Source organism: Pseudomonas sp. MPR-R2A5 (genome assembly GCF_058793055.1).
Genome location: NZ_JBXAFK010000077.1, coordinates 1 through 26,680, shown reverse-complemented (window position 1 = coordinate 26,680; position 26,680 = coordinate 1). Strand labels below are relative to the sequence as shown.

Below are 26,680 nucleotides of genomic sequence, written 5' to 3'. Positions count from 1 at the left end.
AGCTTACATTTTCTAAGATCCTCGACTCCTTTTCCAGCCGGTCAGATTTTTTCTACACCCTTAAATGCGAAGAGCCGGTTTATTAGCGTGTGTGTCCTGTAAGGGCATGTCGGCCCCGTTTGATACGCGGCATTCCTCTGGAAGTCATGGGGAAAAGTCTGAAGATTCAGTTTGGTTTCCTTATATGAAGCGCGATTTCAGGAACTCGATGGCGTGATGTTCCACGAATGTAATGACTGTGAAGCAACGCCGTTGTTCGCAGCCCCTACAGACTATCGCTTCCCTGGCCAACTAACGTACGTCAGGCCGCGCTGAATAAGGAACTTGCTAATGTCGCTATCGATCAATAACTCCCCCTTTGTCAATGTTGATAAGTCGGTCTATGACCGTAGCCCAGCTTCAGCCGATGTCAATAAAAGTGCGCTGCCTGCCAAGGCAGATACTCGGGCGCCGGTTCGCAGTGACTGTTTCCAAGTTGCGCCCAATAACGTGATAGTCAATGGCGGTGCACTCACCAAGTTGTTTGACATGTTTGATATGGTCTTCAGGGCCATGCGCGAGGTGCTTTCCGGAAGAAACATAGCCGCTGATGTACTGCCCCAGTCGGGGCAATTGCCGGGCGTTAAGCCGGACGCGCGCCAGCTGCCTGTGACCCCTGACAAGGGCAACCTGCCGTTGAAACCACAGCAGCGGGACTTGCCAGGCGTGAAGCTGCCGATGGAGCCTCGGTACGTTGATCCGGCATGGGTGCGGCCTGACGAGCACGAGCACGAGCCGCATGAGGAACTGGTTTTACCTCCCCACATCAGCGTGAACAACGATGCCAAGGCCAATGTGCATGTGAACGTGAACGTCGGCCATTGCCATTGCCCGGATACGCAGTCGTTACCGGACGGCGGGTTGAAGCCGCGGGTGCTGCCGGACGTGCCCAAGCCCGTCGTGGAACCCAGGCTGAATGTGAAACCCTGGGTAACGCCCCGCCCCAAGCCCGAGGTCAAGCCAGGCGTAACGCCAAGCCCACGGCCTGAGGTCAAGCTGAACATGAACCCCGACACAACACCCAGCCCGAAGCCTGAAGTCCAGTCGGATGTAAAACCCAACGTAACGCCGACGCCTGAGGTCACGCCACAGCCGGCACCTCCTGTTACCCCGGACTTAACCAGCCCAGCCCCTACGGATAATCGATTCGACCCAAGGAGTTGGCGGTTCGCGCCGCGTCCGAAGTTCATGTCCTGACCTGGCTTACTTGATCTCGATACTTTGAATAGAGCGCGTACTTCCTGAACTTAACCGTTTAGCGAAGTACCTGCTCGTGGAGGGCTGCATGTCGTGTTGTTCAATTAATAATATTGCGCGTGTCGGGGATATGCGCCAGGTACTGCCTACGGATTCTCTGAGTGTCAGTAATGACTCAACCCCGCCATCCACTAGTGCCGGGCAGGGTGTTCGTTTCGCGCCCACTGCGCAGGGAAGTACGATGGGAGTGGGTGATAATTCAGACGCTATCCAGACAATGGTGGCGCTGTTTTCCTCATTTTTTACTCAACTGATTAACCTGCTATCGGATAGAAAAGACAAAACAGTCCCCGATGTACCGCCTCCGCGCCCCGAGGTGGCACCGCGAGTGGTACCAGAACCTGTGGCGCCACGGCCGGCGCCAGCGGTGTATATCCCAGGCCTTTCGAATAAGCGAAACGGCGCCAAGCCGGACAATATCTGGAGCGGGTTTCGCCAGGGGCCCGACGGCAACTGTGTGACGGTATCGGCCATCAAGGCGGCGATGTATCGATTCGGCCAAAGCCCCACGGATATTTTCAAAGAGGTGCAAAAAACGGGCGATGGTTATCACGTGGTCATGCGTGATGACTTCCGGCTTACCCTGAGTGATCGTGAATTGATTGAAGGTGCGCGGGGCGCGAAGTTTGCCGGTACCGACAGAGGCATGCTTCAGGATGCGCAGTTTCTCTTCGCCGTCAGTGCCAAGCGGGCACAGATGGAAAACAACGATCGCACGGCGGGCCGCAGTTATCAGGCTGCGATCCGCAGTTTGAATGATGGCGAGGATGAGACCGGGCCTGGGGAGGGTTTTTTGCGACTGGGATTAAGGAAACACATGAAGCGCGTCCACGTCAGTGAACTCGCTCGCGGCCAACTGGGGATGTGCAATCGAACCGGGCATTCGGTGGCGGTCATCAATGGGCGGGAGGAGTTATGGGGCAGCCCGGGCTGGGCGCCAACCCACGGTGATGCTGTAGCGCTTATGTGACTGACGTGAATGGAAGAACGCAGCAGCCCTCTGGGGCGTACTCGATCAACGCTGGGGTGGTGTGCGTGCGTCCTGGCTGCGCGTTCTGCGGTTTAGATAAACATCAGGAATCCAGTGGATGAATATCTCGGTATTGGCTCGTCCGGTGACCCCGATGGGTGTGCAAGGCCAGGGCTTGTCGGAATCTTCTTCGAAGCATGCAGGGGAAAAGCCCGCCGACATCGCCCGGGCATTTAACGCGACGCAACGTCGGTTCGGCGAGCATTTTGATTGCAGCAGCCATGCGGCGGTCATCAAGTTGATGATGATGACCTTCGGACAACATCCTGCCGGGATGTTCAACGAGGTCAAGCGTTCAGGTGATGGCTATGAAGTCACGATGAAGGATGAATTCAAGGTTCGTCTTTCGCGCCAGGAAATGGAACAGGCGGCGCAGGCCTCACGCTTTGCCGGTGAGGACGACGGTGCGGTCAGGGATGCCAACTTTGTGTTCGCCGCCTTTGTGAAACGCAAGCAGATGACCCACGGCTACTCGACGTTTGGCGCGGCCTTGTCAAAGACCGTCGAGGGCGAGACGCTCAAGCGGTGCTTGCAGGGCATGGGGGTGTACGGCCTTTCGCAGTTTGTCTCGTCGAACGACATGAAGCTCAACGGGGCGGTGGGCGTCATGCAGACGCATGACTTTGGTGCCGCGTTAGTCAAAGAGGGGGGCAGGCATCAGGACTACGGGTATGTATTGTTTGACGATAGGAAACCGCTGCGCAGCGATGCCCAGGCGGTGTCCCATGAGGGCGAAAACCCGTCGCCTGCGCAAATCTGGGAGGGGTTCTATCAAGGTGCGGAAGGTAATTGCGTCACCGTTTCAGCGATCAAGGCGGCCCTGATGCGCTTCGGGCAGGACTCCCAGGGTATCTATAAGCACATTCACCTCACCCCGGATGGCTTTGACGTGACCATGCGGGATTCCTTCAGGCTGCAATTGAGCCATGATGAAGTCAGCCAGGCGACACAAGCCTCGAACTTTCGTGGCGCCCACCCGCAATTGCTGAGCTATGCGAACTTTTTGTACGCCGTCAGCGCCAAGCGCGCGCAATTGGAGAATAACGATTCGCGGGCCGGGCAGGGTTATGCGGTGGCTTTGGAAACCCTCAACGACGGGGAAACGCCAGGGGAGGCGCTGCGGCGTCTCGGGCTGTTTGGCTATATGCGCGAAAGTACTGTTGAGGAGCTGGCAAACGGTGCGATCGGTACCCTGGCGGACCGTTTCCATTCGGTCGCGGTGGTCAACGGTGCGGTTGACTACTATGGGCAAAAGCACCGCCTGGCGTCATCGCGATGGATGAATACCGGGTTGCGGGCCTTGAAGCTGGCGTGAGGGCTATTCCAGCAACCGTCTGAACGCTTCGATCGGCAATGGCCGGCTGTGCAAATACCCTTGGAACAAATGGCATCCCAGCTTTTGCAGGAACGCCAGTTGCTCCGCGGTCTCCACCCCTTCGGCGATGACTTCCAGGTTCAGGCTGCGGGCCATGGCCACGATGGCACGGATGATTTCCGCGTCGTTGGGGTCGTGGGTGGCATCGCGGACAAAGGACTGATCGATCTTCAGCGCATCCACCGGCAGGCGCTTGAGGTAAGTCAGGGAGGAATAACCGGTGCCGAAATCGTCCATGGCAAAGCTGACGCCGAGTTTTTTCAGGCGGCGCATCTTGGCCACGGTGTCTTCCAGGTTCTGGATCACGATGCCTTCGGTGATTTCCAGTTTCAGCAGGCTGTGGGGCAGTTGATGTTGCTTGAGGCTGTGCTCCACCCGTTCGACAAAATCGGCCTGGCGAAACTGCCGGGGGCTGATGTTCACGCACAGGCTGAAGTTCAGCGGGTCTACCAGACCTTCGGTAATCAGTTGCTGAAACGCGGCGCAGGCTTCATCGAGGATCCAGGTGCCCACTTCGAGGATCAGGCCACTGTCTTCCAGGACCTTGATAAATTCCGATGGCGACTGTGCGCCCAGCTGCGGATGCTGCCAGCGCACCAGGGCCTCGGCACCGACAATCTTGTTGCCGCGCGCATCCACCTGGGGCTGGTAATGCACGCTGAATTCGCCGCGTGACAGGGCCAGGCGCAGGTCGGTTTCCATGCGCAGCCGCTCGCTGGCGGTCTTCTGCATGCTGTTGTGGAACATCTGCGTGGTGTTGCGCCCGGAATCCTTGGCGCGATACAGGGCGATGTCGGCACGCTTGAGCAGGTCCGCCGGGGTCGAGCCATGGTCGGGAATCAGCGCTACGCCAATGCTTGGCGTGACTTGCAGCCGATGGCCGTCGAGGAACATCGGTTCCGAGAGCAGTTCGCGCAGGGTATCGGCCAGTTCCTGTACCTGGGCGCTGACTGCCGTGCGGGTGCCGTCCAGGCCGCTGAGCAGCACCACGAATTCATCGCCTCCCAGGCGCGCCACGGTGTCTTCCATGCGCACGCTGGCTTCCAGGCGAGCAGTGACGATTTTCAATACGGTGTCGCCCACCGGATGGCCGAGGGAGTCGTTGATGTGCTTGAAGTGATCGAGGTCGAGAAACAGCAGGGCGCCGCGCAAATTATGGCGCTTGAGCAAGGCAATCTGTTGGCTCAGCCGGTCCATCAGCAAGGCGCGGTTGGGCAGGTTGGTCAGCGGGTCGTGATAGGCCAGGTGGCGAATCTGAGCCTGCGCGTTTTTCAGCAGGCTCACGTCCCGAGCGGTCAGCAGCAGGCACGGGGTTTCATTGAGAGTGATCGGTTCGACCGACACTTCCACCGTCAATACCTCGCCGCGCTTGTTGTGCCAGAGCATTTCCAGGTGATGGATGCGCCCCTTGAGCTGCAATTCGGCCAGCAGCGCGGCGCGTTGTTTTTCATCGGCCCAGATGCCGATCTGGTAGAGCGTCAGGCCGATGGCTTCTTCGGCGCGAAAACCGGTCAGCCGGCAGAAGCCATCGTTGACTTCCACATAGCGGCCGGTGTCGCGCTCGGTGATGGAAATCGCGTCGGGGCTGGAGTGGAACGCCTTGGCGAATTTTTCTTCGCTGGCCTTCAGCGCGGCTTCCGAGCGTTGCTGCTGGGTGATGTCCCGCAGCGTCGTGACGATGCACGGCTGGTCGCCGACCTTGATCAGTCGGCTGGAAATCACGCACGTCAGGCTTTGGCCGTCCTTGTGGTGCACCACGATGGCGACATTGTTCAGCGCCTGGTCGCGTATGACTTGTTCGATTCGTTGCAGGCGCCTGCTCGACTCATCCCACAGGCCGATCTGTTCGGCGCTCTTGTCGAGCACTTCGGCGGCGGTGAAGCCAAAGGTCTGGGTGAAGGCCGGGTTGATTTCGATAAACGCGCCACTTTCCAGGCAAGTGACGCAAATCGGGTCGGGGCTGGCCTGGAACAGGCTGGCGAATTTTTCTTCGGAGGCGGTCAGCCGTTGTTCGCGCTCGACCTGGTCGGTGATATCCAGCAGGGTGCCGGCCATGCGCAGCGGAGCGCCTTTTTCGTCGCGGTACAGGCGCGCGCGGCTTTCCAGGTAGCGTGAGCTGCCGTCTTCCAGTTGCACGCGGTAAGTCAGTTGATAATTGCCGGCCGGGCCTTCGCGCAGGGTGCGATAGGCGTTGCGCATGTTCTCGCGCTCTTCCTTGGGCATGCCCTCGAAAAATGCCTCGAAGGATTCATGGAAGGGCTCGGCCGGCAGGCCATGCAACTGGGCGGCACGGGCTGAGCCGTAGAGCATGCCGCTGGGGATATGCCAATCCCAGGTGCCCAACTGCGCCGAGTCCAGCGCCAGGTCGAGGCGTTCCTGGCTGTCCTTGAGGGCCTGCTCGGCGTTTTTGCGTTCGGTGGTGTCGAGGAAGGTGCTGAGCAAATAGGCCTCGCCCTCCAGCTCGACTTTTTGCGCGCTGAGGGTGCCATCGTGGATCTGTCCACTGCTTGCGCAGAACTGTACTTCCATGGTGATGGGTTCACCTTTGCGCTGGGTCGCCTTGACCAGTTGCGCGCGTTGCTCGGGATGGCGCCACAGGCCCAGTTCCAGGGTGGTGCGGCCTATCGCTTCGGCCAATGGCCAGCCGAACAGCATCTGGAAATACTGGTTGGCCTCGCTGATCAGGCCATCCGACTGGCGGGTCAGCAGGACCATGTTCGGGCACAGGTGAAACAGCGTCGCGAAGCGCTTTTCGGAGTGGCTGAGGGCGTGTTCCCGTTCGCGTTGGCGGGTGGTCTCGCGGATCACCCCGATCATGCGGCGCCGGCCGGCCTTGTCCGGTGCCAGGTTGCCGTTGATCTCCAGCCAGTGGTGGCTGCCATCCGGCCATTGGATGTGGTGGTGCATGGCCTGTTCGAACGGCTCGCCGGCCAGCACCGCGTGGAAGGCCCGAACGACCCGGGCGCGATCCTGCGGTGCCAGCAGGTCAAGGTAATCCACGTCCCTGGGCAGCGGCTGGTGGGGGTCGAAGCCAAACAGCGCCTGGGTGCCTCGGGACCAACTGATCCGGCCGGTTTCGATTTCCCAGCACCACGCTCCCAGCCGTGCGGCGTTCAGAGCTGCCAGCAACTGCGGAGCGCTGTCCCAGCTTCGTTCCGCCTCTTGAGGGTCAAGGGCGTAGATGCGGGGTAGGGGTGGCACGGAATCGACGGGGTTGCGCATTATCAAAGGGCCTTGGCTCGATGGGCAAACAGCGCGGGTTCAGTCAGGCCTTGAGGCCGCACAGTGTCATGCCGATGCTCCTGGCAGATCGACTTGTGCATCCAGCAGGCTCATGAACGCCCGCGCAGCGTTCGACAGCGTCCTTTCAGTGTGCACGATATAGCCTAGCTGGCGACTGAGTTGTATGCCCGGCAAAGCGATACTTGCCACCTGGTCATCGAGCATTGTGCGCGGCAGCACGCTCCAGGCCAGGCCAATGGAAACCATCATCTTGATGGTTTCCAGGTAGTTAGTGCTCATGGCGATGTTTGGCGTCAGGCCCTGGGCCTCGAACAAGCGGCTGACAATATGATGGGTAAAGGTATTGCCGCCGGGAAAGACCGCCGGGTGCCCGGCGATATCGGCCAGGTTGACCGGGCCGTTGCTGATCAGGCTGTGCTCCGGTGCCACCACGAAATCCAGTGGGTCGTCCCACACAGGAGTGGCGCGCACCAGGTTGTGGGGGGCGGGCGCCAGGGTGATCACCGCCACTTCGGCGCGACCGTGCAGAATTTCATCATAGGCGACCTCCGAATCGAGAAACTGGATGTCCAGTGCCACGTTCGGGTACGTGCGGGTGAACGTGCGCAATACCGGCGGCAGACGGTGCAGGCCGATATGGTGACTGGTGGCCAAGGTGAGGCGCCCGCTGACTTCGCCGGTGAGGTTGGTGAGGGCGCGGCGGGTGTCGTCCAGCACGTTGAGAATCTGATAAGCGCGCGGCAGCAGGGCGCGGCCGGCCTCGGTCAGGCCGACTTCACGGCCCAGGCGATCGAATAAACGCACCTTCAATTGCTGTTCCAGGCCGGCGATGCGCTTGCTGATGGCCGGTTGGGTCAGGTGCAGGCGTTCACCGGCGCCGGAGAAGCTGCCGGTCTCGGCGATGGCAATAAAGGCATTGAGGTTGGCCAGGTCCATTGTTGTATTCCAGTTGGTAATCCAAAGCATAAAAAATATGAATTTGAGTTATTTAATGTAGCGCCATACCATCAGCCTCACAAGCCAAAGGGTTATTGAATGTCTCAAGACCCGGGGCATAGAAATACCGCTGATGAGGACCGACTGATGGCCGGCAAAACGCTTTACGACAAGCTTTGGGATTCCCATGAAGTGAAACGGCGCGACGATGGCTCGTCGCTGATCTATATCGACCGTCACATCATCCATGAAGTGACCTCGCCCCAAGCGTTCGAAGGCCTGCGGCTGGCCGGGCGCAAGCCCTGGCGCGTCGACTCCATCATCGCCACCCCGGACCACAACGTGCCGACCACCCCGGAACGCAAGGGCGGGATCGACGCCATTGTCGACACGGTGTCCCGTTTGCAGGTACAGACCCTCGACGATTACTGCGACGAATATGGCATCACCGAATTCAAGATGAATGACGTGCGTCAAGGGATCGTTCACGTGATTGGCCCGGAGCAGGGCGCCACCTTGCCGGGCATGACCGTGGTCTGCGGCGACTCCCACACCTCGACCCACGGTGCGTTCGGCGCCTTGGCCCATGGCATCGGCACCTCCGAGGTGGAACATGTGTTCGCCACCCAGTGCCTGGTCGCCAAAAAAATGAAGAACATGTTGGTGAAGGTCGAAGGCAAGTTGCCGTTCGGCGTCACCGCCAAGGACATCGTGCTCGCGGTGATCGGTAAGATCGGCACCGCCGGCGGTAACGGCCATGCCATCGAGTTCGCCGGCAGCGCCATTCGCGACCTGTCCATCGAAGGCCGCATGACCATCTGCAATATGTCCATAGAAGCCGGTGCCCGTGTGGGGATGGTGGCGGCGGACGAAAAAACCATCGAATACGTCAAAGGTCGTCCATTCGCCCCGAAAGGCGCTGATTGGGACGCGGCTGTCGAAGCCTGGAAAGACCTGGTCTCCGACGCCGATGCGGTGTTCGACACCGTGGTCGAGTTGGACGCTGCCCAGATCAAGCCGCAAGTCAGCTGGGGCACCTCGCCGGAAATGGTCCTGGCCGTCGACCAGAACGTGCCGGACCCGGCGCAGGAAGCCGACCTGGTCAAGCGTGGCTCCATCGAGCGTGCATTGAAGTACATGGGCTTGAAAGCCAACCAGGCGATCACCGACATCCAGTTGGATCGCGTGTTTATCGGCTCCTGCACCAACTCGCGGATCGAAGACCTGCGCGCTGCGGCGGTGATCGCCAAGGGCCGTAAAGTCGCCTCGACCATCAAGCAAGCCATCGTGGTGCCGGGGTCGGGCCTGGTCAAGGCGCAAGCCGAAGCGGAAGGCTTGGACAAGATCTTCCTCGACGCCGGTTTTGAATGGCGTGAGCCGGGCTGCTCGATGTGCCTGGCGATGAACCCGGACCGCCTGGAGTCCGGCGAGCATTGCGCGTCCACCTCCAACCGTAACTTTGAAGGGCGCCAGGGCGCCGGTGGCCGTACCCACCTGGTCAGCCCGGCCATGGCCGCCGCGGCTGCCGTCAACGGTCGTTTCATCGACGTTCGCGAATTGATCTGAGGAATACCCGATGAGAGCTTTTACCCAACACACAGGCCTTGTCGCGCCGTTGGACCGTGCCAACGTGGACACCGACCAGATCATCCCCAAGCAGTTCTTGAAGTCGATCAAGCGCACCGGTTTCGGCCCTAACCTGTTCGACGAGTGGCGCTACCTGGACGTGGGCTACGCCTACCAGGACAACTCCAAGCGCCCGTTGAACAAGGACTTCGTGCTCAACGCCGAGCGCTACCAGGGCGCCAGCGTGCTGCTGGCCCGCGAGAACTTCGGCTGCGGCTCCAGCCGTGAGCACGCGCCGTGGGCCCTGGAAGAATATGGCTTTCGCAGCATCATCGCGCCGAGCTATGCCGACATCTTCTTCAACAACAGCTTCAAGAACGGCCTGTTGCCGATCATCTTGAGCGATGCGGAAGTGGATGAGCTGTTCAAAGCGGTGGAAGCCGATGTGGGTTATCAGTTGACCATTGACCTGGCCGCGCAAACCGTGACCCGCCCGGATGGCAAGGTGTATCACTTTGAAGTCGATGCGTTCCGCAAGCACTGCCTGCTCAACGGCCTGGACGATATCGGCCTGACCTTGCAGGACGGCGATGCGATTGCGGCGTTTGAAGCCAAGCACCGGGCGAGCCAGCCATGGTTGTTTCGTGACGCCTGAATTGATGTAGGCAGGACCGGCCTCATCGGGGGCAAGCCCTCTCCCACATTTGGAATGCGTTCCCCTGTGGGAGGGGGCTTGCCCCCGATAGGGCCGGTACTAGCAACACAACCCTTGAAGGATGCCACCATGACCAACACCGCCCACACCCAAGTCGTGCAAAAACAATTCGGCGAGCAAGCCTCTGCCTACCTGAGCAGTGCCGTGCACGCCCAAGGCACCGAATTCGCGTTGCTCCAGGCCGAACTGGCCGGGCAGGGCGCTGCGCGACTGCTGGACCTGGGTTGCGGTGCCGGTCACGTGAGTTTCCATGTGGCCCCGCTGGTCAAGGAAGTGGTGGCCTACGACCTGTCCCAGCAGATGCTCGACGTGGTGGCAGCCGCAGCCAAGGATCGTGGCCTGGGCAACATCAGCACCGTGCACGGCGCTGCCGAGCGCCTGCCGTTTGCCGATGGCGAATTCGACTTCGTGTTCAGCCGCTATTCGGCGCACCATTGGAGCGACCTCGGCCTGGCCCTGCGCGAAGTCCGTCGGGTGCTCAAACCGGGCGGCGTGGCGGCGTTTGTAGACGTCTTGTCACCGGGCAGCCCGCTGTTGGACACTTACCTGCAAACCGTCGAAGTGCTGCGCGATACCAGCCACGTGCGCGATTATTCCGCCGCCGAGTGGATGCGCCAACTCAGCGAAGCCGGCTTGCATGTGCGCAACAGCAGTCGCCAGCGCCTGCGCCTGGAATACAGCTCATGGGTCGAGCGCATGCGCACGCCACCGGCCTTGCGTGCTGCGATCCTGCAACTGCAGCAGGCAATGGGCCAGGAAGTGCGCGATTACTACGAAATTCAGGCCGACGGCACCTTCAGCACCGACGTACTGGTGGTCTGGGCCGAACGCTGATTATTTTTCCCGACCTGCCCACGGGCGGGTCGCTTGATGAAATGAGGAACGCATGAGCAAGCAGATTCTGATTCTCCCTGGCGACGGTATTGGCCCGGAAATCATGGCCGAAGCGGTCAAGGTCCTGGAACTGGCCAACACCAAGTACAGCCTGGGCTTCGAATTGAGCCACGACGTGATCGGCGGCGCGGCCATCGACAAGCACGGCGTGCCTCTGGCCGATGAAACCCTGGACCGCGCCCGTGCGGCCGACGCTGTGCTGCTCGGCGCCGTGGGTGGCCCGAAATGGGACAAGATCGAGCGTGATATCCGCCCTGAGCGCGGCCTGCTGAAGATCCGTGCGCAACTGGGCCTGTTCGGCAACCTGCGCCCGGCGATTCTCTACCCGCAACTGGCCGACGCTTCCAGCCTCAAGCCGGAAGTGGTGGCGGGCCTGGATATCCTGATCGTGCGTGAGCTGACCGGCGGTATCTACTTCGGCTCGCCACGTGGCGTGCGTGAGTTGGAAAATGGTGAGCGTCAGGCCTACGACACCCTGCCGTACAGCGAGAGTGAAATCCGCCGTATCGCCCGTGTCGGTTTCGACATGGCCCGTGTGCGCGGCAAGAAAATTTGCTCGGTGGACAAGGCCAACGTCCTGGCGTCCAGCCAACTGTGGCGCGAAATCGTTGAAGAAGTGGCCAAGGACTACCCGGACGTCGAACTGAGCCACATGTACGTCGACAACGCCGCCATGCAACTGGTGCGCGCGCCGAAGCAGTTTGACGTGATCGTTACCGACAACCTGTTCGGCGACATCCTGTCCGACCAGGCCTCGATGCTCACCGGTTCCATCGGCATGCTGCCGTCGGCGTCCCTGGACACCCACAACAAGGGCATGTACGAGCCATGCCACGGGTCGGCACCGGACATCGCCGGCCAGGGTATCGCCAACCCGTTGGCGACCATTTTGTCGGTGTCGATGATGCTGCGCTACAGCTTCAACCAGGGCATTGCGGCGGACGCGATCGAGAAGGCGGTGAGCCTGGTGCTGGACCAAGGCCTGCGCACGGGCGACATCTGGTCGCAGGGTTGCACCAAAGTCGGTACGCAAGAAATGGGCGACGCAGTAGTCGCCGCGTTGCGGAATCTGTAATCTCTCGGGCCCGCTTGCAGTTGTTGCTGCAAGGCGGCCCACTTTTTAACAAGGTGTAGTTGCGATGAAACGTGTAGGTCTGATCGGTTGGCGCGGTATGGTCGGTTCCGTGCTCATGCAGCGGATGCTGGAAGAGCAGGATTTCGATCTTATCGAGCCGGTGTTTTTCACCACCTCGAACGTGGGTGGCCAAGGGCCGTCCGTGGGCAAGGATATTGCCCCGCTCAAGGACGCCTACAGCATTGACGAGCTCAAAACCCTCGACGTGATCCTGACCTGCCAGGGTGGCGACTACACCAGCGAAGTCTTCCCCAAGCTGCGCGACGCCGGCTGGCAGGGTTATTGGATCGACGCCGCGTCGAGCCTGCGCATGCAGGACGACGCCGTGATCATCCTTGACCCGGTCAACCGCAAGGTCATCGACCAGCAGTTGGACGCAGGTACCAAGAACTACGTCGGCGGCAACTGCACCGTCAGCCTGATGCTGATGGGCCTGGGCGGCTTGTTCGAAGCCGGCCTGGTCGAGTGGATGAGCGCCATGACGTATCAGGCAGCCTCCGGTGCCGGCGCGCAGAACATGCGTGAGCTGATCAAGCAGATGGGCGCGACCCACGCGGCGGTCGCCGATCAACTGGCCGATCCGGCCAGCGCGATCCTCGACATCGACCGCCGCGTGGCCGAAGCCATGCGCAGCGACGCGTACCCGACCGAGAACTTCGGCGTGCCGTTGGCTGGCAGCCTGATCCCGTGGATCGACAAAGAGCTGCCGAACGGCCAGAGCCGTGAAGAGTGGAAGGCCCAGGCCGAAACCAACAAGATCCTCGGCCGCTTCAAGAGCCCGATCCCGGTGGATGGCATCTGCGTACGCATCGGCGCCATGCGCTGCCACAGCCAGGCGCTGACCATCAAGCTGAACAAAGACGTGCCGATCGCCGATATCGAAGGGCTGATCAGCCAGCACAACCCTTGGGTCAAGCTGGTGCCGAACAACCGCGACATCAGCATGCAGGAGCTGAGCCCAACCAAGGTCACCGGCACCCTGAATGTACCGGTGGGCCGTCTGCGCAAGTTGAACATGGGCACCCAGTACCTGGGCGCGTTTACCGTCGGCGACCAACTGCTGTGGGGCGCGGCCGAGCCGCTGCGTCGCATGCTGCGGATCCTGCTGGAGCGTTGATCGCCTGAGGCAATACAAGAAACCCGCGACTGGTGACAGGCGCGGGTTTTTTGTTGTTCTTTCGGGCGCTATCGGGGGCAAGCCCCCTCCCACATTCGACCGAATTCCAACGTTGAAATGCTGTTCACTGTGGGAGGGGGCTTGCCCCCGATAGCATCATCAGCCCCACCACCAGCCCCAGCTTAATTGCCTGCCCCCCCAAGCACCCGGTAAAGTGCCGCTCCCCCCGCAATGCCCGAGGCAGCCTCCATGACCCAGACCTTTGATATCGCCGTGATCGGCGCCACCGGCACCGTTGGCGAAACCCTGGTACAGATTCTCGAAGAGTTGAATTTCCCGGTCGGCGTCCTGCATCTGTTAGCGGGCAGCAATTCTGCCGGTTCGTCGGTGCCGTTTCGTGGCAAGAACGTGCGCGTGCGCGAAGTCGATGAGTTCGATTTCAGCAAGGTGCAACTGGCCTTCTTCGCGGCCGGTCCGGCGGCGACACTGAGCTTTGCGCCGCGTGCCACGGCGGCCGGCTGTTCGGTGATCGACCTGTCGGGAGCCTTGCCCGCCGATCAGGCACCCCAGGTGGTGCCGGAGGCCAATGCCCACGTGCTCGAGGGTCTGAAAGCGCCATTCCAGCTGAGCAGCCCGAGCCCGTCCGCGACCAACCTCGCCGTCGTCCTGGCGCCGTTGCGCGGTTTGCTGGATATCCAGCGGGTCGCCGTCACCGCCAACCTGGCGGTCTCGGCCCAAGGCCGTGAAGCGGTCAGCGAACTGGCCCGGCAAACCGCCGAGCTGTTGAATGTGCGCCCGCTGGAGCCGCAGTTCTTTGATCGGCAGATGGCCTTCAACCTGCTGGCACAAGTCGGCAAGCCAGACGCCCAAGGTCATACGGCCTTGGAGAAACGTCTCGTACACGAACTGCGTGCCGTGCTGGAAACTCCTTTGCTAAAGATTTCCGCAACTTGCGTTCAAGCCCCGGTGTTTTTTGGCGATAGCCTGACTGTGTCCTTGCAATTGGGCGCGCCGGTCGACCTTGCCGCCGTTAACCGTGTGCTTGAAGCGGCACCGGGCATCGAGCTGGTGGAAGAGGGTGATTACCCGACTGCCGTGGGCGATGCGGTGGGTCAGGATGTGGTGTATGTAGGACGGGTTCGCGCCGGTGTGGACGATCCGGCGGAACTTAATTTGTGGCTGACGTCAGATAACGTACGCAAAGGCGCCGCCCTGAATGCCGTGCAACTGGCGCAGTTGTTGATAAAAGGCCTTGTGTAAAAGATACTTGGCGGCAATTTGTAGATTGATTCTAACCAGGCGCTATGCTTGGCCCCAAGCAGGAACAGAAGCGCGTCGGTGACCTATCGGCTCGCCATGCCTTATGGCAGCGGTTACCAACCTTCTCGCAGGCCGGGGAGTGTTCAAACAAAGGATGAGGCTATGGTTCAAGTTCGCAAACTGGTGTTAGCAATAGCGGCCGCCTCGGCGCTGTCCTCCGGTATGGCGCAGGCGCTGCAGCTGGGGGAGATGACCCTCAAGTCGAAGTTGAACCAGCCATTGTCGGTGGAAATCGAATTGCTCGATGTCGGCGGCCTCACAGCCTCCGAGATCACGCCGAGCCTGGCTTCATCCCAGGCGTTCGTGGATGCCGGCGTCGATCGCCAGGCATTCCTCAACGACCTGACGTTCACGCCGGTGATCAATCCCAACGGCCGCAGTGTGGTGCGTGTCACCTCCAGCAAGCCGCTGCCGGACTCCTATGTGCGCTTCCTGTTGCAGGTGCAATGGCCCAATGGTCGCCTCATGCGCGACTACAGCGTGCTGCTCGACCCGGCCAAGTTCGACCAGCAGGCGCCAGCCGCCGCAGCCCCTACAGCTCCAGCAGCCCCCGCGCCGCGCCTGAGTGCGCCGGCCAATACGGCGCCCGCCGTGAGCAAGCCCGCCCAGCATACGACTACCTCCCACGACACCCTGTGGGAAATTGCCGAGAAGTACCACAATGGCGGTTCGGTACAGCAGACGATGCTGGCCATCCAGGCACTGAACCCCGACGCCTTTATCGACGGCAATATCAACCGCTTGAAAACCGGCAAGGTGCTGCGCCTGCCGGACACGGTACAAAGCACGGCACTCGCGCAACCCAAGGCGATCGCCGAAGTGTCGGCGCAGAACCTCGCCTGGCGCCAGGGGCGCCGTACGGCGAGCAATCAAGCCGCGGGCAAGCAGCAACTGGATGCCACCAGGCGCACCCAGTCAGGCAATGCGCCGTCGAGCACCAATGCCAAGGACAACTTGAGCCTGGTCTCGGCCGATGCGAAGAAGGGCGCCAAGGGCAAGGCGGGCGATAGCCAGGCCCTGAGCGACAAACTGGCGATGACCCAGGAACAACTGGACACCACCCGTCGCGACAACGAAGAACTGAAAAGCCGTGCTGCCGACCTGCAGAGCCAGTTGGACAAGCTGCAAAAGCTGATCCAGCTGAAAAATGATCAATTGGCCAGGCTGCAGGCGGATAAATCGGCTGCCCCGGCGACGGCGGCGATGCCTGCTCAGTTGACGGTTGACCCGGCCGCCGCGGCGGCAGCACCGGCTGCAACGCCGGCCGCTCCGGCCCCTGCCGAGCCTTCGCCCGCCCCCATCAAGGCGGATGCCGCCCCGACCACTGCCGAAGGCAAATTCAACGACCTGCTGACCAACCCGATAGTCCTGGGGGTGATCGGCGGTGCCGCTGGCTTGTTGGTGTTGTTGCTCCTGTTGCTGTGGGCACGCCATCGCAACGCGCGCCGCGAAGAGGAAAAGCACCTGCGCATGGCGCGGGCCCTGGCCGAAGAGCCGGAATTCACCTCGAATATCGATCAAGACCTGCCGCCGGACAGCTTCGAGGGCCTTGAGGTCACGCCGCCGAACGTCAAGCTGGCGGCGGCTCCTGCGCCGGCTCCCGCTCCCGCTGCGGTCGTGGTGCCGAGCGTGGCGTCGGTGCTGTCGCCGCTGGCGGTCGCGGTCGCACCCGAGCACTCGTCCGACGCCTTGGCTCAGGCCCAGTCCCATATCGACCGTGGCCACCTGAACCAGGCCGCCGATGTTCTGGAGCAGGCGATCAAGCACGAACCCAAGCGCAGCGACCTGCGTTTGAAGCTGATGGAAGTCTACGGCCTGCAAAGTGACAAGGACGGATTCGTGACCCAGGAGCGCCAGCTGGTGGCCAATGGTGAAAACCATGCCCAGGTCGAGCAGCTCAAGTCGCGCTTCCCGGCCATGGCCGTGTTGGCGGCGGGTGTAAGTGCTGCGGTAGCCGCTGCCGCGCTGGACGCTCAATACGTCAAGGACCTGCTGGAAGACAAGCCAGCGCCAACGCCCGCGCCAGCGCCGGTAGCTGAAGCCGATGCGCTCGACACTGACTTCGACCTCAGCCTGGATGACCTGGAAGCGGCCTCGCCAGCGAACCTGGAAGACGAATTGAGTTTCGAGTCGGTCCTGCAGCAGCAGACAGAAGCCAAGGCAAGCCAGGACGACTTGTCGGATTTTGACCTGGACCTGCAACTCGATGCGCCGTCTGCGCTGTCTGATGATGACTTCCTCTCCGGTCTTGAGGAGCAGATGAAGGATGCGCCGGCGGTCGAACCGCCGACACTGACGCCGGCCGCGTTGGACGACTTCGATCTGCCGGAAGACTTTGACCTGTCCCTGGCCGATGAGCCAGAGGCTCCGGCGACGGCCAAGCCTGATGGCTTCGCTTCCGAACTGAATGATGTCAACGCCGAGCTCGACCGCCTGTCCCAGAGCTTGGAGAACCCGCCGATCGAGCCTTCCTTCACGGCTGAAGATGCAGCGTTGGGTGACGATGAGCCGGAGTTCGATTTCCTTTCCGGGACCAATGAGGTCGCCACCAAGCTCGACCTGGCCCAGGCTTATATCGACATGGGGGATGCTGATGGCGCGCGGGATATCCTCTCCGAAGTGCTGACCGAAGGCGATGATGTCCAGCGCAGCGAAGCCAAGGAAATGCTCGGCAAAATCTGAAGTTCGACGCACGTCCAGTGTGGGAGGGGTCAATCCCTAACAAAAGCGCACGCCACTCAGCTGCCGCATTTATAATGGCCGCCTTTGCGCAACTCATCAGGCTCTCAGTTCTTGGCAAATATAGATAACGCGGCCGCCGAAATGGCGGCCGCAGGCTTTTACCGGATCGCCCTGGGCGTGGAATACAAAGGTTCGCGCTACCGCGGCTGGCAGCGCCAGGCCTCGGGTGTGCTGACGGTGCAGGAAACCTTGGAGAACGCGCTGTCGAAAGTCGCCGACTCACCGGTCTCGCTGATGTGCGCCGGGCGCACTGATGCGGGCGTACACGCGTGTGGCCAGGTAGTGCACTTCGACACTCAGGCTGAGCGTTCGATGAAGGCGTGGGTCATGGGCGCCAATATCAATTTGCCCCATGATGTCAGCGTCAGCTGGGCCAAGGTCATGCCCGCGCATTTTCATGCGCGTTTCAAGGCCATCGCCCGGCGCTATCGCTATGTGATCTACAACGACCAGATCCGTCCGGCGCACCTCAACGAAGAAATTACCTGGAACCACCGTCCGCTGGATGCCGAGCGCATGGCCGAAGCAGCGCAGCACTTGGTCGGTGTCCACGATTTCAGTGCGTTCCGCGCCGGTCAGTGCCAGGCCAAGTCGCCGATCAAGGAAGTCCACCACCTGCGGGTAACCCGCCATGGCAAGATGATTGTGCTGGATATCCGCGCGGGGGCGTTCCTGCACCATATGGTGCGCAATATCGCCGGCGTACTGATGACCATCGGCACCGGCGAGCGGCCGGTTGAGTGGGCCAAGGAAGTGCTGGAAAGCCGCATTCGCCGTACCGGCGGCGTCACGGCCCATCCGTTCGGCCTGTACCTGGTGGATGTGGAGTACCGCGACGAGTTCGAGTTGCCGCAGCGTTTCATCGGACCACACTTCCTCACAGGTTTCAGCGAACTTGGCGGCTGACGCCCGGAAAAGCTTTTGTTACCATCCGGGACTTTCTCGGTTTCCCCCTGAGGTTTCTACAATATGTCTGCCGTTCGCAGCAAGATTTGCGGGATTACCCGCATAGAAGACGCGCTGGCGGCCGTCGAGGCGGGGGCGGATGCCATTGGCTTGGTGTTTTATGCCAGGAGCCCACGGGCGGTGAATGTGTTGCAGGCGCGGGCTATCATCGCCGCGTTGCCGCCGTTCGTGACCACTGTCGGCTTGTTCGTCAACGCCAGCCGCTGCGAACTCAACGAAACCCTGGATGCCGTACCGCTGGACATGCTGCAGTTCCACGGCGACGAAACCCCTGATGAATGCGAAAGCTATCAACGCCCATATATCAAGGCGTTGCGGGTCAAGGCCGGTGACGATATCGCTGGCGCCTGCGCTGCTTATACTGGTGCACGCGGGATTTTGCTGGACACCTATGTCGAGGGGGTACCTGGCGGCACGGGCGAAGCGTTCGACTGGGCGCTGATTCCCGAGGGGCTGAGCAAGCCGATCATCCTGGCGGGTGGGCTCAATCCCGCGAATGTCGGGGCGGCGATCGCGCAGGTTCGCCCGTATGCCGTGGATGTCAGCGGTGGCGTAGAGCAGGGCAAGGGCATCAAGGACCACAGCAAGATTCGCGCATTCATGCAGGCCGTGCGCAACAGCAGGGAGGCGATGTGACGGCGGGCAGTCTGCCGCCGTCCATAGTGACCACTGTGTAAAACAGCCCGGTGCCGCCTGCGGGAGGCCCGGAAATGAAGTGGCGACCGTGCATTGGCCGGTTGTCTGGAAGGCTGAGGATGCATGCGGGAAATGGCTGGTCGAACGCCTGACCCCGTCCAGCATGTGTCATCGCCACATATGAATTTAGCTCAAGGGCATACGCGGGGCTGTGTTCAAGCCACCGGTACTGGAGAAAGAAAGCATGAGCAACTGGTTAGTAGACAAACTGATCCCTTCGATCATGCGTTCCGAGGTGAAAAAAAGCTCGGTTCCTGAAGGTCTGTGGCACAAGTGCCCATCCTGCGACGCGGTGCTGTACCGCCCGGAGCTGGAAAAGACCCTGGACGTTTGCCCCAAGTGCAACCATCACATGCGTATTGGCGCCCGCGCCCGCATCGACATCTTCCTCGACGCCGATGGCCGTAACGAGCTGGGTGCTGACCTTGAACCGGTTGACCGCCTCAAGTTCCGCGACGGCAAGAAGTACAAGGACCGTTTGACCGCTGCGCAGAAGCAGACCGGTGAGAAGGATGCGCTGATTTCCGTCAGCGGCAAGCTGCTGGGCATGCCGGTGGTGGTGTCTGCGTTTGAATTTTCCTTCATGGGCGGCTCCATGGGTGCCATCGTCGGTGAGCGTTTTGTACGTGCCGCCAACTACGCCCTGGAAAACCGTTGCCCGATGATCTGCTTCGCCGCCTCCGGTGGTGCGCGTATGCAGGAAGCGTTGATCTCCTTGATGCAAATGGCCAAGACCTCCGCGGTATTGGCGCGTCTGCGCGAAGAAGGTATTCCGTTCATCTCCGTACTGACTGATCCGGTCTACGGCGGCGTTTCCGCCAGCCTGGCGATGCTGGGGGATGTGATCGTTGGCGAGCCAAAAGCCCTGATCGGCTTTGCCGGGCCGCGAGTGATCGAGCAGACCGTTCGCGAAAAACTGCCCGAAGGCTTCCAGCGCAGCGAGTTCTTGCTGGAGCACGGCGCGATCGACCTGATCATCCCGCGCGGTGAGCTGCGTCCACGCCTGGGTAGCCTGCTGGCGCAGATGATGGGCCTGCCGACGCCGGTCTACGTTGCTCCGAAGGTTGAGCCGATGGTCGTGCCGCCGGTGCCAGCAAACCTATGACCCAACGTACCCTGGGCGAATGGCTCGCCTACCTGGAGCAGTTGCATCCGTCCGCCATCGACATGGGCCTGGAGCGCTCGCAACAGGTAGCGGCCCGCCTTGGGTTGGGCCGCCCGGCACCGCGCGTGATCACGGTGACCGGCACCAACGGCAAGGGCTCTACTTGTGCCTTTGTCGCGGCGCTGCTGCAAGCTCAAGGGCTGAAAGTGGGCGTCTATAATTCCCCGCACCTGCTGCGTTACAACGAGCGGGTGCAACTCAATGGCGTCGAAGCCACTGACCAGCAACTCTGCGAAGCCTTCGCGGCCCTCGATGCAGGGCGTGGCGAGATCTCCCTGACCTACTTCGAAATGGGCACCCTGGCGGCGTTCTGGCTGTTCGAGCGTGCGCAACTGGACGTGGTTGTGCTGGAAGTCGGGCTGGGCGGGCGTCTGGACACGGTCAACGTGGTGGATGCCGACTTGGCGCTGGTCACCAGCATCGGTGTCGATCATGCCGATTACCTGGGTAATACCCGCGAGTCCGTGGCCTATGAAAAGGCCGGGATCTTTCGCCGGGGCAAGCCAGCGCTGTGCGGCGACCTGGATCCGCCTCATACCTTGCTCGACAAGGTGCGCGAGCTGGATTGTCCGTTCTTCCTGCGCGGGCATGAATTCAATCTTGAGATTGGCGCTGAGCATTGGCAGTGGCGCGGGCGTGATGCGCGTGGCCAAGTGGTCGAACTGCATGATTTGCCGCTGCTGAACCTGCCGATGGAAAATGCGGCGCTCGCGCTGCAAGCCTACCTGCTGCTGGACTTGCCATGGGACGCCGAGCAGATTGCCGCGACGTTGTTGGCGACCCGGGTGGTCGGGCGCCTGGACCGCCGGGTGTTCAACTGGGCAGGCAAGCGCTTGAACCTGCTGCTGGACGTGGGTCATAACCCGCATGCGGCCCAATACCTGGCGCAGCGCCTGTCGCGCACGCCGCCGGTGGGTCGTCGTCTGGCAGTCTTCGGTTTGTTGGCCGACAAGGACCTGGATGGCGTGGTTTCACCCTTGTTGGGCAGTGTCCAGGCATGGGCGGTGGCGCCGCTGGATACGCCGCGCAGCCGTCCGGCCGCCGAACTGGTAGTGGCCTTGCAGAACCTTGGCGCGTCCGTGACGTCTTATGCAAGCGTTACCGCTGCCCTTGAGGCCCAGTGTGCGGTAGCAACGGCCGAGGATGAAATTCTGTTGTTCGGATCATTTTATTGTGTTGCCGAGGCGCTTGAGTGGTTGGCCCGGCGCTCCACGGAGGAAGCTGCACATGGCATTACTGGATAGCGCATACAAGCAGCGAATGGTCGGAGCCTTGGTGCTGGTGGCATTGGCGGTGATTTTCCTGCCGATGCTCTTCTCCCGCCAGGATGAACAGCGCCAGGTTGTCGTGGACGTGCCCGCAGCGCCCCAGGCTTCGGCCGTGCCGCAGGTGCAGGTTGAGCCGGTGGTGGTGCCGGAGCCGCAGGCATTGCCTGAGGAGGAGCCGGTGCCGACCGATGATGAAGTGGCCGCCCAGCAAGCGCCTTCGATGCCGGTGCAGCCAAGTGTGCCGGTGGTCAAGCCGACACCGGCTCCGGCTGTCGCCGCGAAGCCTGTTACGCCAGCCGCGGCGCCCAAGCCGGTCGCACCGCAACCGGCTGCACCGGGCAAGCCGGATGTGGGCCAGAGCCGTATCGACCCTAATGGCCTGCCGATCAGTTGGTCGATTCAGGTCGCGAGCCTTGGCAATCGCGACGGCGCCGACGCCTTGCAGAAAAAACTGCGTAGCCAGGGGTATAACGCCTATATCCGCAGTGCCGATGGCAAGAATCGGGTGTTTATCGGGCCGCTGATCGAGCGCGCCGAGGCGGACCGCTTGCGGGATTTGCTGGATCGCCAGCAGAACCTGAAGGGTTTCGTCACCCGTTTCCAGCCTGAGCGCGGCTGAGTTCGCCTCGCGTTCAGCCTGGAATGCAGTCAAATGTGGGAGGGGGCTTGCTCCCGATAGCGATGGGTCAGTATCCGATGTGCTGACTGACCCACCGCCATCGGGAGCAAGCCCCCTCCCGCTTTGCTTTTGTGCGGGGCTTGAAATGCGCTCAACTCGCCACAAACTATTGATTTGCAAAGCACCCGCAATCACAGCTTACCGATAGCCCGGAGCTCTGCTAAAATGCGCCGCCTCATCCGTCCGTAGGCTCAAACGTGCCATTTACCTGGGTTGATTGGGCGATTGTTGCAATCGTCGCCATCTCCGCTTTGATCAGTCTAAGCCGCGGCTTCGTCAAAGAAGCACTGTCGCTGCTGACCTGGATCATCGCAGGAGTCGTCGCCTGGATGTTCGGCGGTTCGCTGTCGGTCTACCTGAGCGGATACATCGAGACACCCTCGGCTCGCGTCATCGCGGGCTGCGCCATCATGTTCATCGCCACGCTGCTGGTGGGGGCAATGGTCAATTATCTTATTGGCGAGTTGATACGTGTCACCGGCCTCTCCGGGACCGATCGATTTCTCGGCATGGCCTTTGGCGCCGCGCGTGGCGCGTTGCTGGTGGTCGTGGCGGTCGGGCTGTTGAGCCTGGGGCCGGTACAGCAGGATGCATGGTGGCAGGAGTCGGTACTCGTGCCAAAATTTCTATTGGTTGCAGATTGGTCCAAGAACCTCATTCTGGGGTGGAGCAGTCAGTGGCTGGCCAGCGGAATCAGCGTACCCGCTGATCTTCCGTTCAAGGAACACCTCTTGCCGGCCAAAACGCCTCAGTAAGCAGTGTTCAGTCAAGATTCATTAAGTAGGGGTTGCGTCGCATGTGTGGCATCGTCGGTATCGTCGGTAAGTCGAACGTCAATCAGGCGCTGTATGACGCGCTAACCGTCCTCCAGCACCGCGGCCAGGACGCTGCCGGTATTGTGACCAGCCACGACGGCCGGTTATTCCTGCGCAAGGACAATGGGTTGGTACGTGACGTGTTCCATCAGCGTCACATGCAGCGCCTCGTCGGGCACATGGGCATTGGCCATGTGCGTTACCCGACTGCCGGTAGCTCGACCTCGGCCGAAGCTCAACCGTTCTACGTCAACTCGCCTTACGGCATCACCCTGGCGCACAACGGTAACCTGACCAACGTTGAACAACTGGCCAAGGAGATTTACGAATCTGACCTGCGCCACGTCAACACCAGTTCCGACTCGGAAGTGCTGCTCAACGTGTTCGCCCACGAGCTGGCCCAGCGCGGCAAGCTGCAGCCGACCGAAGAAGATGTGTTCGCCGCCGTGACCGACGTGCACAACCGTTGCGTCGGTGGTTACGCGGTGGTGGCCATGGTCACCGGCTATGGCATCGTGGGTTTCCGCGACCCGCATGGCATCCGCCCGATCGTGTTCGGCCAGCGTCACACCGACGAAGGCGTCGAGTACATGATTGCCTCCGAAAGCGTGTCCCTGGACGTGCTGGGCTTCACCCTGATCCGTGACCTGGCGCCGGGCGAAGCGGTGTACATCACCGAAGATGGCAAGCTGCATACCCGTCAGTGCGCTGTCGCGCCGAAACTCACCCCGTGCATCTTCGAACACGTCTACCTGGCGCGTCCGGATTCGATCATCGACGGCGTCTCGGTCTACAAGGCGCGCCTGCGCATGGGCGAGAAGCTGGCCGAGAAGATCCTGCGCGAGCGTCCTGAGCACGATATCGACGTGGTGATCCCTATTCCGGACACCAGCCGTACCGCCGCGCTGGAGCTGGCCAACCACCTGGGTGTCAAGTTCCGCGAAGGCTTCGTCAAGAACCGCTACATCGGCCGCACCTTCATCATGCCTGGCCAGGCGGCGCGCAAGAAGTCGGTACGCCAGAAGCTCAACGCCATTGAGCTGGAGTTTCGCGGCAAGAACGTGATGCTGGTGGACGACTCCATCGTGCGGGGTACCACGTGCAAGCAGATCATCCAGATGGCCCGTGAAGCCGGTGCGAAGAACGTGTACTTCTGTTCCGCAGCGCCTGCCGTGCGCTACCCGAACGTATACGGCATCGACATGCCGAGCGCTCACGAACTGATCGCCCACAACCGTACGACCCAGGACGTCGCTGACCTGATTGGCGCCGACTGGTTGATCTACCAGGACCTGTCGGACCTGATCGAAGCGGTTGGCGGTGGCAAGATCAAGATCGACCAGTTCGACTGCGCCGTGTTCGACGGCAAGTACGTGACCGGGGATGTTGACGAGGCCTATCTGAACAAGATCGAGCAGGCGCGTAACGACTCGTCGAAGATCAAGACCCAGGCGGTCAGCGCGATCATCGACCTGTACAACAACTGAGTAGACACCGGCCCTGAGGGGCCGGTTTTGTATCTTAAATAAAGAATTGAGTAAGGAGTCGCAGCATGAGTCAGGAATGGGATGCCGGTCGGTTGGACAGCGACCTCGATGGCGTAGCTTTCGATACCCTGGCAGTGCGCGCTGGCCAGCACCGCACCCCCGAAGGTGAGCACGGTGACCCGATGTTCTTCACTTCCAGCTACGTGTTCCGCACTGCTGCCGACGCCGCCGCGCGTTTTGCCGGCGAAGTGCCGGGCAATGTCTATTCGCGTTATACCAATCCGACTGTGCGAGCGTTCGAAGAGCGTATTGCTGCGCTGGAAGGTGCTGAGCAGGCGGTAGCCACGGCTACCGGCATGGCGGCGATCCTGGCGGTGGTGATGAGCCTGTGCAGCGCCGGCGACCACGTGTTGGTGTCGCGCAGCGTGTTCGGTTCGACCATCAGCCTGTTCGAGAAGTATTTCAAGCGCTTCGGTATCGAAGTGGACTACGTGCCCTTGGCGGACCTTTCCGGCTGGGATGTGGCGATCAAGGCCAACACCAAGTTGCTGTTCGTCGAGTCGCCGTCCAATCCGTTGGCCGAGTTGGTGGATATCGCCGCGCTGTCCGAAGTGGCCCACGCCAAAGGCGCGATGCTGGTGGTCGACAACTGCTTCTGCACGCCTGCCTTGCAGCAGCCGCTGAAGTTGGGCGCGGACATTGTGGTGCACTCGGCGACCAAGTTTATCGACGGCCAGGGTCGTTGCATGGGCGGTGTTGTTGCCGGTCGCAGCGAGCAGATGAAGGAAGTGGTGGGCTTCTTGCGCACTGCCGGTCCGACCCTGAGCCCGTTCAACGCCTGGATCTTCCTCAAGGGGTTGGAAACCCTCAGCCTGCGGATGAAGGCCCATTGTGCCAACGCCCAGGCCCTGGCCGAATGGCTGGAGCAGCAGGATGGTATCGAGAAGGTTCACTACGCCGGTCTCAAGAGCCATCCACAACACGAGTTGGCCCAGCGCCAGCAGCGCGGTTTTGGCGCCGTGGTGAGTTTTGAAGTGAAGGGCGGCAAAGAGGGCGCCTGGCGCTTTATCGATGCGACGCGCCTGATCTCCATCACCGCCAACCTCGGTGATAGCAAGACCACGATTACCCACCCGAGCACCACCTCCCACGGCCGTCTTGCGCCACAAGAGCGTGAAGCGGCGGGTATTCGTGACAGCCTGATCCGCATTGCGGTGGGCCTGGAAGACGTGGCTGACTTGCAGGCTGACCTGTCTCGTGGACTGGCGGCCTTGTGATCGAGTGGTCCATGGAGGCTGCAACAGCCAGTAACGGGCGTGTCGCCTTGGTGACGGGCGCTGCACGGGGCATTGGCCTGGGGATTGCGGCGTGGTTGATCAGCGAAGGCTGGCAGGTGGTATTGACCGACCTGGACCGCGAGCGCGGGTCCAAGGTGTCCGGGGTGCTGGGCGACAACGCCTGGTTTATTACCATGGACGTGGCTGACGAAAAGCAGGTCGCCCAGGGCGTGGCCGAAGTGCTCGGGCAATTCGGGCGCCTGGACGCGCTGGTCTGCAACGCAGCAGTGGCCGACCCGCGCAATATCACCTTGGAAAGCCTCGACCTGGCCTACTGGAATCGCGTGCTGGCGGTGAACCTCAGCGGGCCGATGCTGCTGGCCAAGCACTGTGCGCCTTACCTGCGTGCCCATGGGGGAGCCATCGTCAACCTGGCGTCGACCCGCGCTCGTCAGTCGGAGCCAGACACCGAAGCCTACGCCGCGAGCAAGGGCGGCCTGTTGGCGCTCACGCACGCCCTGGCGATGAGCCTTGGGCCGGAAGTGCGGGTCAATGCGGTCAGCCCTGGCTGGATCGATGCGCGTGACCCCGCTGCGCGACGTGCAGAACCACTGACCGAAGCCGATCATGCCCAGCATCCGGCGGGGAGGGTTGGCACGGTGGAGGATGTGGCTGCGATGGTGGCATGGCTGCTGTCGCGTCAGGCCGGGTTTGTCACGGGGCAAGAGTTTGTGGTGGACGGTGGCATGAGCAAGAAGATGATTTACAGCGAGTAGGGCGGTTAGCGCTCTTGAAGCAATTTTGTCTTTTTCAGAAAAACTTCAAGCGGGCTATTGACTTAGGTCCTCTACCTGCGTAAATTTCGCGGCCTCAACGAAGCAAAGGGTGATTAGCTCAGCTGGGAGAGCATCTGCCTTACAAGCAGAGGGTCGGCGGTTCGATCCCGTCATCACCCACC

At 61.3% G+C, this 26,680-nt stretch carries 21 protein-coding genes and 1 tRNA gene; 20 read left to right on the top strand and 2 right to left on the bottom strand.

Annotated features, from left to right (window positions below; all coding sequences use genetic code 11):
* The first annotated feature begins 330 nt into the window (after positions 1–330).
* The 3 genes from AC1Q6I_RS33110 to AC1Q6I_RS33100 all read left to right on the top strand — a co-directional run bounded on the left by AC1Q6I_RS33110 (position 331) and on the right by AC1Q6I_RS33100 (position 3,641).
* The gene (locus AC1Q6I_RS33110) at positions 331–1,236 is read left to right on the top strand and encodes a hypothetical protein (protein ID WP_102624571.1); all 906 of its coding nucleotides are present in this window, start codon (positions 331–333) and stop codon (positions 1,234–1,236) included.
* Positions 1,237–1,477: 241 nt separating this feature from the next.
* Positions 1,478–2,266, top strand: a complete 789-nt coding sequence (locus AC1Q6I_RS33105; protein ID WP_256581317.1) for a hypothetical protein — start codon at positions 1,478–1,480, stop codon at positions 2,264–2,266.
* A gap of 118 nt (positions 2,267–2,384) precedes the next feature.
* On the top strand, positions 2,385–3,641 hold the full coding sequence (locus tag AC1Q6I_RS33100; protein ID WP_102624572.1) for a hypothetical protein: 1,257 nt from the start codon (positions 2,385–2,387) through the stop codon (positions 3,639–3,641).
* A gap of 3 nt (positions 3,642–3,644) precedes the next feature.
* On the opposite strand, the gene AC1Q6I_RS33095 is transcribed toward AC1Q6I_RS33100, so the two are convergent.
* Together AC1Q6I_RS33095 and AC1Q6I_RS33090 are read right to left on the bottom strand one after the other, a co-directional pair.
* Entirely contained in the window at positions 3,645–6,923 is a 3,279-nt protein-coding gene (locus AC1Q6I_RS33095; RefSeq protein WP_102624573.1) for an EAL domain-containing protein, read from the bottom strand.
* Between the two features lie 66 nt (positions 6,924–6,989).
* The gene (locus AC1Q6I_RS33090; RefSeq protein WP_024076510.1) at positions 6,990–7,880 is read right to left on the bottom strand and encodes a LysR family transcriptional regulator; all 891 of its coding nucleotides are present in this window, start codon (positions 7,878–7,880) and stop codon (positions 6,990–6,992) included.
* A gap of 147 nt (positions 7,881–8,027) precedes the next feature.
* Between AC1Q6I_RS33090 and leuC the strand changes: the two genes are divergently transcribed.
* The 17 genes from leuC (at position 8,028) to AC1Q6I_RS33005 (ending at position 26,678) form a co-directional block, all read left to right on the top strand.
* Positions 8,028–9,446, top strand: coding sequence for a 3-isopropylmalate dehydratase large subunit (leuC, locus tag AC1Q6I_RS33085; RefSeq protein WP_024076509.1), 1,419 nt, complete (start codon positions 8,028–8,030; stop codon positions 9,444–9,446).
* A 10-nt stretch (positions 9,447–9,456) separates the two neighbouring features.
* Positions 9,457–10,101: a 3-isopropylmalate dehydratase small subunit gene (gene leuD / locus AC1Q6I_RS33080; protein ID WP_024076508.1), complete on the top strand. Its 645-nt coding sequence runs from the start codon at positions 9,457–9,459 to the stop codon at positions 10,099–10,101.
* 129 nt (positions 10,102–10,230) lie between these two features.
* Complete coding sequence (locus AC1Q6I_RS33075; protein ID WP_102624574.1) at positions 10,231–10,995, top strand: class I SAM-dependent methyltransferase; 765 nt, start codon at positions 10,231–10,233, stop codon at positions 10,993–10,995.
* A 52-nt stretch (positions 10,996–11,047) separates the two neighbouring features.
* Entirely contained in the window at positions 11,048–12,130 is a 1,083-nt protein-coding gene (leuB, locus tag AC1Q6I_RS33070; RefSeq protein ID WP_024076506.1) for a 3-isopropylmalate dehydrogenase, read from the top strand.
* Between the two features lie 64 nt (positions 12,131–12,194).
* On the top strand, positions 12,195–13,307 hold the full coding sequence (asd, locus tag AC1Q6I_RS33065) for an aspartate-semialdehyde dehydrogenase (protein WP_024076505.1): 1,113 nt from the start codon (positions 12,195–12,197) through the stop codon (positions 13,305–13,307).
* A 249-nt stretch (positions 13,308–13,556) separates the two neighbouring features.
* Positions 13,557–14,567 (top strand): aspartate-semialdehyde dehydrogenase, encoded by a 1,011-nt coding sequence (locus AC1Q6I_RS33060; protein WP_102624967.1) that lies wholly within the window; start codon positions 13,557–13,559, stop codon positions 14,565–14,567.
* A 162-nt stretch (positions 14,568–14,729) separates the two neighbouring features.
* Positions 14,730–17,309, top strand: coding sequence for a FimV/HubP family polar landmark protein (locus AC1Q6I_RS33055; protein ID WP_102624966.1), 2,580 nt, complete (start codon positions 14,730–14,732; stop codon positions 17,307–17,309).
* A 141-nt stretch (positions 17,310–17,450) separates the two neighbouring features.
* Positions 17,451–18,275, top strand: a complete 825-nt coding sequence (truA, locus tag AC1Q6I_RS33050) for a tRNA pseudouridine(38-40) synthase TruA (protein ID WP_041160982.1) — start codon at positions 17,451–17,453, stop codon at positions 18,273–18,275.
* A 63-nt stretch (positions 18,276–18,338) separates the two neighbouring features.
* A complete protein-coding gene (locus tag AC1Q6I_RS33045; RefSeq protein ID WP_024076501.1) occupies positions 18,339–18,971 on the top strand; it encodes a phosphoribosylanthranilate isomerase in 633 nt (210 codons plus the stop codon).
* Positions 18,972–19,215: 244 nt separating this feature from the next.
* Positions 19,216–20,136, top strand: a complete 921-nt coding sequence (gene accD / locus AC1Q6I_RS33040) for an acetyl-CoA carboxylase, carboxyltransferase subunit beta (protein WP_024076500.1) — start codon at positions 19,216–19,218, stop codon at positions 20,134–20,136.
* Positions 20,133–21,440: a bifunctional tetrahydrofolate synthase/dihydrofolate synthase gene (folC, locus tag AC1Q6I_RS33035; RefSeq protein WP_024076499.1), complete on the top strand. Its 1,308-nt coding sequence runs from the start codon at positions 20,133–20,135 to the stop codon at positions 21,438–21,440. The genes accD and folC overlap by 4 nt, the downstream gene beginning before the upstream one ends.
* On the top strand, positions 21,424–22,083 hold the full coding sequence (locus AC1Q6I_RS33030; RefSeq protein WP_102624965.1) for an SPOR domain-containing protein: 660 nt from the start codon (positions 21,424–21,426) through the stop codon (positions 22,081–22,083). The genes folC and AC1Q6I_RS33030 overlap by 17 nt, the downstream gene beginning before the upstream one ends.
* 257 nt (positions 22,084–22,340) lie before the next feature.
* Complete coding sequence (locus AC1Q6I_RS33025) at positions 22,341–22,898, top strand: CvpA family protein (protein ID WP_024076497.1); 558 nt, start codon at positions 22,341–22,343, stop codon at positions 22,896–22,898.
* A gap of 41 nt (positions 22,899–22,939) precedes the next feature.
* Positions 22,940–24,445 carry an amidophosphoribosyltransferase gene (gene purF / locus AC1Q6I_RS33020; RefSeq protein ID WP_024076496.1) on the top strand — a complete coding sequence of 502 codons (1,506 nt, stop codon included), beginning with the start codon at positions 22,940–22,942 and terminating at the stop codon, positions 24,443–24,445.
* Between the two features lie 65 nt (positions 24,446–24,510).
* A complete protein-coding gene (locus tag AC1Q6I_RS33015) occupies positions 24,511–25,722 on the top strand; it encodes an O-succinylhomoserine sulfhydrylase (RefSeq protein WP_102624964.1) in 1,212 nt (403 codons plus the stop codon).
* A gap of 11 nt (positions 25,723–25,733) precedes the next feature.
* Positions 25,734–26,498 (top strand): SDR family oxidoreductase, encoded by a 765-nt coding sequence (locus AC1Q6I_RS33010; protein WP_051448900.1) that lies wholly within the window; start codon positions 25,734–25,736, stop codon positions 26,496–26,498.
* Between the two features lie 107 nt (positions 26,499–26,605).
* Positions 26,606–26,678 (top strand) — tRNA-Val (locus tag AC1Q6I_RS33005).
* Positions 26,679–26,680 lie beyond the last annotated feature (2 nt).

Coding starts and splice junctions, on each gene's coding strand:
- AC1Q6I_RS33110 (WP_102624571.1), top strand. CDS start 331: ATGTCGCTATCGATCAATAACTCCCCCTTTGTCAATGTTGATAAGTCG.
- AC1Q6I_RS33105 (WP_256581317.1), top strand. CDS start 1,478: ATGGGAGTGGGTGATAATTCAGACGCTATCCAGACAATGGTGGCGCTG.
- AC1Q6I_RS33100 (WP_102624572.1), top strand. CDS start 2,385: ATGAATATCTCGGTATTGGCTCGTCCGGTGACCCCGATGGGTGTGCAA.
- AC1Q6I_RS33095 (WP_102624573.1), bottom strand. CDS start 6,923: ATGCGCAACCCCGTCGATTCCGTGCCACCCCTACCCCGCATCTACGCC.
- AC1Q6I_RS33090 (WP_024076510.1), bottom strand. CDS start 7,880: ATGGACCTGGCCAACCTCAATGCCTTTATTGCCATCGCCGAGACCGGC.
- leuC (WP_024076509.1), top strand. CDS start 8,028: ATGGCCGGCAAAACGCTTTACGACAAGCTTTGGGATTCCCATGAAGTG.
- leuD (WP_024076508.1), top strand. CDS start 9,457: ATGAGAGCTTTTACCCAACACACAGGCCTTGTCGCGCCGTTGGACCGT.
- AC1Q6I_RS33075 (WP_102624574.1), top strand. CDS start 10,231: ATGACCAACACCGCCCACACCCAAGTCGTGCAAAAACAATTCGGCGAG.
- leuB (WP_024076506.1), top strand. CDS start 11,048: ATGAGCAAGCAGATTCTGATTCTCCCTGGCGACGGTATTGGCCCGGAA.
- asd (WP_024076505.1), top strand. CDS start 12,195: ATGAAACGTGTAGGTCTGATCGGTTGGCGCGGTATGGTCGGTTCCGTG.
- AC1Q6I_RS33060 (WP_102624967.1), top strand. CDS start 13,557: ATGACCCAGACCTTTGATATCGCCGTGATCGGCGCCACCGGCACCGTT.
- AC1Q6I_RS33055 (WP_102624966.1), top strand. CDS start 14,730: ATGGTTCAAGTTCGCAAACTGGTGTTAGCAATAGCGGCCGCCTCGGCG.
- truA (WP_041160982.1), top strand. CDS start 17,451: ATGGCGGCCGCAGGCTTTTACCGGATCGCCCTGGGCGTGGAATACAAA.
- AC1Q6I_RS33045 (WP_024076501.1), top strand. CDS start 18,339: ATGTCTGCCGTTCGCAGCAAGATTTGCGGGATTACCCGCATAGAAGAC.
- accD (WP_024076500.1), top strand. CDS start 19,216: ATGAGCAACTGGTTAGTAGACAAACTGATCCCTTCGATCATGCGTTCC.
- folC (WP_024076499.1), top strand. CDS start 20,133: ATGACCCAACGTACCCTGGGCGAATGGCTCGCCTACCTGGAGCAGTTG.
- AC1Q6I_RS33030 (WP_102624965.1), top strand. CDS start 21,424: ATGGCATTACTGGATAGCGCATACAAGCAGCGAATGGTCGGAGCCTTG.
- purF (WP_024076496.1), top strand. CDS start 22,940: ATGTGTGGCATCGTCGGTATCGTCGGTAAGTCGAACGTCAATCAGGCG.
- AC1Q6I_RS33015 (WP_102624964.1), top strand. CDS start 24,511: ATGAGTCAGGAATGGGATGCCGGTCGGTTGGACAGCGACCTCGATGGC.
- AC1Q6I_RS33010 (WP_051448900.1), top strand. CDS start 25,734: ATGGAGGCTGCAACAGCCAGTAACGGGCGTGTCGCCTTGGTGACGGGC.